The sequence below is a fragment of the Rathayibacter sp. AY1F4 genome (assembly GCF_002931775.1).
GTDB lineage: Bacteria > Actinomycetota > Actinomycetes > Actinomycetales > Microbacteriaceae > Rathayibacter.
In genome coordinates, this window is sequence record NZ_PSVE01000019.1 from 68,251 (window position 1) to 74,250 (window position 6,000).

Genomic DNA, 6,000 nt, shown 5'->3' on the forward strand with positions numbered 1-6,000 from the left:
TCCCGGTCGCGCGCTCTGCCGATGAAAGGCCGCTCCCCGCGCGGTCCGGCGCGGTCGGCTCCTCGACGTGAGGGGTACCGCCGAGCGGGTCGCATCGCGCTGCCGTCAATCGCTTCGCACGCGATTCCCGGTCGCGCGCTCTGCCGATGAAGGGCCGCACCCCGCGCGGCCCGGCGGAGGGGCGCGTCAGGTGACGATGTGCATGGCGCGCGCGGCGTCCGAGATCGAGCCGGTGAGGCTCGGGTAGACGGTGAAGGCCCGCGCGACCTGGTCGACGGTCAGGCGGTGCTCCACGGCGAGGGCGAGCGGGAAGATCAGCTCGCTCGCCTTCGGAGCGACGATGACGCCTCCGATGACGGTGCCGGAGCCGGTGCGCGCGAACAGCTTCACGAAGCCGTCGCGGATGCCCATCATCTTCGCCCGCGGGTTCGCGGCGAGCGGGAGCTTGTAGATCTCACCCTGCGCGATGCCCTCCTCGATCTCGCGCTGGCTCCACCCGACGGTCGCGATCTCGGGCTGCGTGAAGATGTTCGCCGCGACGTTGCGCACCTCGGTCGGGTTCACGGCGTCGCCCATGGCGTGGAACACGCCGGTGCGGCCCTGCATGGCGGCGACGGAGGCGAGTGGGAGGAACGTGGTGCAGTCCCCGGCCGCGTAGATCGAGGGGACGCTGGTGCGGGCGACGCGGTTGACGCGGATGTGCCCCGACTCCGTCAGCTGCACCCCCGCGTCCTCGAGGCCGATGCCCGCCGTGTTCGGCACGGAGCCGACGGCCATCAGGCAGTGCGAGCCCTCGACGACGCGTCCGTCCGAGAGCACGGCCTGCACGCCCTTCTCGGTCCGCTCGACGCGGTCGGCGCGCGACTTCGAGAGCACGACCATGCCGTTGCGCTTGAAGACGTTCTCGATCACCGCGGCCGCGTCGGCGTCCTCGCCGGGCAGCACCTGGTCGCGGGAGGAGATGAGGGTCACGCGGGCGCCGAGCGCACGGTAGGCGGAGGCGAACTCCGCGCCGGTCACGCCGGAGCCCACCACGATCAGGTGCTCGGGGACGGACTTGAGGTTGTAGAGCTGGGTCCAGCTGAGGATGCGCTCGCCGTCGGGAGCCGCGGTCGGGAGCACACGCGGGCTGGCGCCCACCGAGACCACGATCGTGTCCGCCTCGATGCGGTCGAAGTCCATGCCCTCGCCACCGGCCGCCGTCGAGACGATCAGGGCGTTCGATCCGTCCAGGCGCCCGTCCCCCTGGACGATGCGCACGCCGTGGTGCACCAGGTTCGCGCGCATGTCCTCGGACTGCTGGCGCGCGAGGCCGAGAAGGCGCTTGTTCACCGTCGCCAGGTTGACCGCCACGTCCGGGCGCACCGGCTTGTTCTGCTCCGAGCGGGTGAAGAACTGCACGCCCAGGTCGGCGGCCTCGCCGATGGCGTTGGTGGCCTCCGCCGTCGCGATGAGCGACTTCGACGGGACGACGTCGGTGATGACGGCCGAGCCGCCCACTCCGACCCGCTCGACCAGGGTGACCTCGGCGCCGAGCTGCGCTCCCGCGATGGCGGCTTCGTAGCCGCCCGGCCCCCCTCCGAGTACAGCGATCCTCTGCGCGCGCTCGAACTCGTAAGCCATGCTTCCCATTGTCCTCTCTCGCTGAGTGTTCGCCCAATCGCGGAGTGTCGGATCGGCCGCGGGAGTCGCCCTCCGCCGCCGCGCAGCCCGTCGGTAGGGTGGGACGATGTCCGACCAGACCCTGCACCCCCTCGACGCCCCCGACGCCGATCCCTTCGAGATCGCGGCCCGCGCGGCCGCTCAGATCGCCGAGGCGACAGGGGTCGAGAAGCACGACATCGCCCTCACCCTCGGCAGCGGCTGGGGCAAGGCCGCCGACGCGATCGGCGAGACGACCGCGACGGTGGAGGCCACCGAGATCCTCGGCTTCTCCAAGCCGGCCGTGCACGGGCACGGCGGCACCCTGCGCTCCGTCCTGCTCCCCACCGGCAGGCGGGCACTGATCATCGGCGCCCGCACCCACTACTACGAGGGCTACGGCGTGCGCCGCGTCGCGCACAGCGTCCGCACAGCCGCCGCGACGGGCGCGACGGTGATGATCCTCACCAACGGCGCGGGCGGCATCAAGGAGCACTGGACGCCCGGGACCCCCGTGCTGATCAGCGACCACATCAACCTCACCGCCGACTCGCCGCTCGAGGGCGCGACCTTCGTCGACCTCACCGACCTCTACTCCTCGCGCCTGCGCGACCTCGCCCGGGGGACGCGTCCTGAGCTGGACGAGGGCGTGTACGTGCAGTTCCGCGGGCCGCACTACGAGAGCCCGGCGGAGGTGCAGATGGCGAAGATCATCGGCGGCCACATCGTCGGCATGTCGACCGCCCTCGAGGCCATCGCCGCACGCGAGGCGGGCATGGAGGTGCTGGGCATGTCGCTCATCACGAACCTCGCCGCCGGCATCCAGAAGACCCCCCTCAGCCACGAGGAGGTGCTCGAGGCCGGCCGCGACGCCGAGGACGACCTCGCCCGCCTGCTCGCCGGGATCACGGGGGCCCTGTGAGCGTCGACGTCCGGGAGCTCGCCGAGGCCTGGCTCGCCCAGGACCCCGACCCGGAGACGCGGGAGGAGCTGGTCGGCCTGCTGACCGCCTCCGACTCGGGCGACGCCTCCGCCCGCGCCGAGCTCGAGGACCGCTTCGGCGCCCGCCTGGCGTTCGGCACCGCGGGCCTGCGCGGCGCCATCGCGGCGGGATCCAACCGGATGAACCGCGTGCTGGTCTCGCAGGCCGCCGTCGGCCTGGCCGACTTCCTGCTGGCGCAGGGCGTCCAGCGGCCCGTGGTCGTGATCGGCTACGACGGCCGGAAGAATTCGCGCGTCTTCGCCGAGGACTCCGCCGCGCTGATGGCGGGCGCCGGCGTGGACGCGGTGCTGCTGCCCCGGCTCCTGCCCACCCCCGTGCTGGCCTTCGCCGTGCGCCACCTCGGTGCCGACGCCGGAGTGATGGTCACGGCGAGCCACAACCCGCCGCAGGACAACGGCTACAAGGTGTACCTCGGCGGCGCCGACGAGGGCTCGCAGATCGTCCCGCCGGTCGACTCCGAGATCGCCGAGCGGATCCTCGCGGTCGCGCGGGACCGGCGCGTTCCGGAGCTTCCGCGCGGCGAGTACCGGCTCGCGGACGAGTCCGTGGTCGCCGCCTACATCGAGGCGACGGCCGCCGTCGGCCGCCAGTCCGCTCCGCTGCGCATCGTCTACACGGCGATGCACGGGGTCGGCTGGGAGACGGCGCACCGGGTGCTCTCCGCGGCGGGCTTCGACGAGCCGGCCGTCGTGGTCGAGCAGATCGAGCCCGACGCGGCGTTCCCCACGGTCGCGTTCCCGAACCCTGAGGAGGCGGGCGCCCTCGACTTCGCCTTCTCGACCGCGCGCTCCGGTCGCGCGCAGCTGATCGTGGCGAACGACCCGGACGCCGACCGCTTCGCCGCCGCCGTGCCCGACGCCTCCGCCCCGGAGGGCTTCCGGCGCCTCACCGGCAACGAGGTCGGAGCGCTGCTCGGCTGGCGCGCCGCCGAGCAGGCCCGCCGAGAGGGCCGCACCGGAGGAGCGCTCGCCTGCTCGATCGTCTCCTCCCCCGCCCTCGGTGCCGTGGCCGCCGACTACGGCCTCGACTTCGCCGAGACGCTCACGGGCTTCAAGTGGATCTCGCGCGTCCCCGACCTCGTCTTCGGCTACGAGGAAGCGCTCGGCTACCTGGTGAACCCCGGGACCGTCCGCGACAAGGACGGCGTCTCGGCCGCGCTCGCCTTCCTCTCCCTCGCGAGCGCGCTCGCCGCCGAGGAGCGCACGATCGACGACGAGCTGGAGTCGTTCGCCGAGCGGTTCGGGCTCTTCGGATCGGAGCAGATCTCGCTCCGCGTCACCGACCTCTCCGAGATCGGCCGGATCATGGCCGGACTGCGCGCGACGCCTCCGACCGCGATCGGCGGGCTCGCCGTCGAGCGGAGCGAGGACCTGCTCGCCGAGGGCGGCGCGCTGCCCCCGACCGACGCGCTCCGCTTCTCCCTGGACGGTGCCCGTCTCATCGCGCGCCCGAGCGGCACGGAGCCGAAGGTCAAGCTCTACCTCGACGCCTGGTCGCACGACTCCGACGCCGACGCCCGCCGGTCGGCCGTCTCGTCCCGCCTCGCCGCCCTGCGCACCGGCGCCGCGGAGCTCCTCGCGTAGGTCCCCCTCCGGTCAGCGGGGCGCGCGGACACCGATCCGCTCGCCCCGCTTCCAGAGCCACTCCACCGGACCGAGCTCGAACCGGCGCAGCCACAGGTGCGCCGCGAGCACGACGACCGCCGCGATGAGCAGGAACGCTCCGACGGTCGCCGGGACGCGCCACTGCGCGGCGGTCACCGCCAGCCCGAGTCCCCAGCCGTAGAAGAGGGCGCCGCCGAGCAGGTTCTGCAGGAGGTAGGCGCTCAGGGCGACCCGGCCGACCTCCCGCGCCCGGCGTGCCGCCCAGCCCTCGGCGCCCCGGCGGAGGCAGGCCTCGGCGAGGGCCGCGAGCAGGCCGAGCCCGACCAGGGGCGCGACGAGGTAGCGCTCGGCGAGCAGACCGGCGGCGCTCCCCCCGACGCCCAGCGCGAGGTCGACGGGGAGGGCGAGGGCGCCGAGGACCATCAGGCGGCGGCGGAGTGTCGCGCCCTCGGCGGCGAGGACCCCCGCCCGATGGAGGCGCGCGCCGAGGAGGAACATCGCGAGGCTGAGGAGCCCGATGAGCACCGGCTCCGCACGGAAGATGCCCGCGTTCTGCAGCCGGAAGAGGGCGAGGCCGAGGAACGAGGCGTCCGCGTAGGGGCTCCGGCCGGTCGGCCCCTGTCCGGCACCGTCCGGACTCGCCGCCACGAGCGCCACGAGCGCCGAGATCAGGACGACGTGCAGAGCGCCGCAGACGAGGATCACGCGGCGCTGCGTCGTCGGCCGGGTGAGCAGCAGCCAGGCGACGACCGCTCCGGTGACGGCGTATCCCATGAGGACGTCGAACTCCGCGATCAGCACGTAGTTGACCGCGCCGTCCAGGAGGAGGAGCGTCGCGCGCCAGAGGTAGCGGCCCGGCCAGCGCGTCCCGCGCCGGACCGCGGAGGCGTGCTGGATCGCGAGGCCCACCCCGAAGGCGAGGGAGAGGAGGGCGAGGAACTTGCCCTGCGCCAGCGCCATCAGCAGGAGCTGCGCGGTCCCGGCGGAGGAGGAGGTCTCCGGCGTCACCGGAACGGAGAGCAGTCCGAGCATCCCCCAGGGGTGGGAGAAGATCCAGATGTTCGTGCCGAGGGTGCCGATGATCGCGACACCGCGGACGACGTCCAGGGTCGCGATGCGGCGGCCGGCTGCGGCACGGGGCGGCAATACGGTCGTATTGGTCATGTCCGAGAGCGTAGCCTGCTCGAGCAGTCGAACGAGAGGGACGCCATGCCGGATCGGCGCGAGAGCAGGAGCGACATCCTCTCGGCGGTCGTCGCCGTCCTCTCGACCCGCGGGGCGGAGCACCTCAGCATCCGTACCGTCGCGGCCGAGGCCGGCGTCTCGGTGGGGGCCGTCCAGCACCACTTCCCGACGAAGCAGGCGCTGCTGGCCGGCGCGATGGCCCGGGTCGAGGAGCGCTTCCGCGAGCGGATGCGGAGCCGCCTGGAGGCCGAACCCTCGGCCGAGGTGCGGCTGCGCGTCTTCTGCGACGAGATCGCGTGCGTCGCGGACGAGGACGTCCCCGACGCGATCGTGTGGACCGCCTTCGCCTCCCGCGCCGGCACCGATCCGGAGATCCGCGCGATCCACACCGCCGGCTGGTCGCGCACGGAGGACGTCGTCCTGGAGCTGCTGCGCGCCGCGCATCCCGCGGCGTCGTTCGGCGCCGACGACGCCGCGCTGCTCCTCGCGGTCCTCGACGCGGGCCGTGCGCTCGAGCGGACCGGCGCGGTCGACGCCGCCTACTCCCGCCGCATGGTCGAGCAGGTC

The 6,000-nt window shown here is 73.5% G+C and carries 5 protein-coding genes; 3 read left to right on the forward strand and 2 right to left on the reverse strand.

What is annotated here, in order from left to right; genetic code table 11:
• Window positions 1–186 precede the first annotated feature (186 nt).
• Entirely contained in the window at window positions 187–1,623 is a 1,437-nt protein-coding gene (locus tag C5C59_RS12580) for an NAD(P)H-quinone dehydrogenase (protein WP_104223171.1), read from the reverse strand.
• A gap of 106 nt (window positions 1,624–1,729) precedes the next feature.
• Between C5C59_RS12580 and C5C59_RS12585 the strand changes: the two genes are divergently transcribed.
• A complete protein-coding gene (locus C5C59_RS12585) occupies window positions 1,730–2,563 on the forward strand; it encodes a purine-nucleoside phosphorylase (RefSeq protein ID WP_104238027.1) in 834 nt (277 codons plus the stop codon).
• On the forward strand, window positions 2,560–4,227 hold the full coding sequence (locus C5C59_RS12590) for a phospho-sugar mutase (RefSeq protein WP_104238026.1): 1,668 nt from the start codon (window positions 2,560–2,562) through the stop codon (window positions 4,225–4,227). The genes C5C59_RS12585 and C5C59_RS12590 overlap by 4 nt, the downstream gene beginning before the upstream one ends.
• Before the next feature lie 12 nt (window positions 4,228–4,239).
• On the opposite strand, the gene C5C59_RS12595 is transcribed toward C5C59_RS12590, so the two are convergent.
• Entirely contained in the window at window positions 4,240–5,412 is a 1,173-nt protein-coding gene (locus tag C5C59_RS12595; protein WP_104238025.1) for a DUF418 domain-containing protein, read from the reverse strand.
• Window positions 5,413–5,457: 45 nt separating this feature from the next.
• Between C5C59_RS12595 and C5C59_RS12600 the strand changes: the two genes are divergently transcribed.
• Window positions 5,458–6,000 (forward strand): TetR/AcrR family transcriptional regulator (locus C5C59_RS12600; RefSeq protein WP_104251284.1); only part of this gene is annotated, 543 nt, incomplete at its 3' end.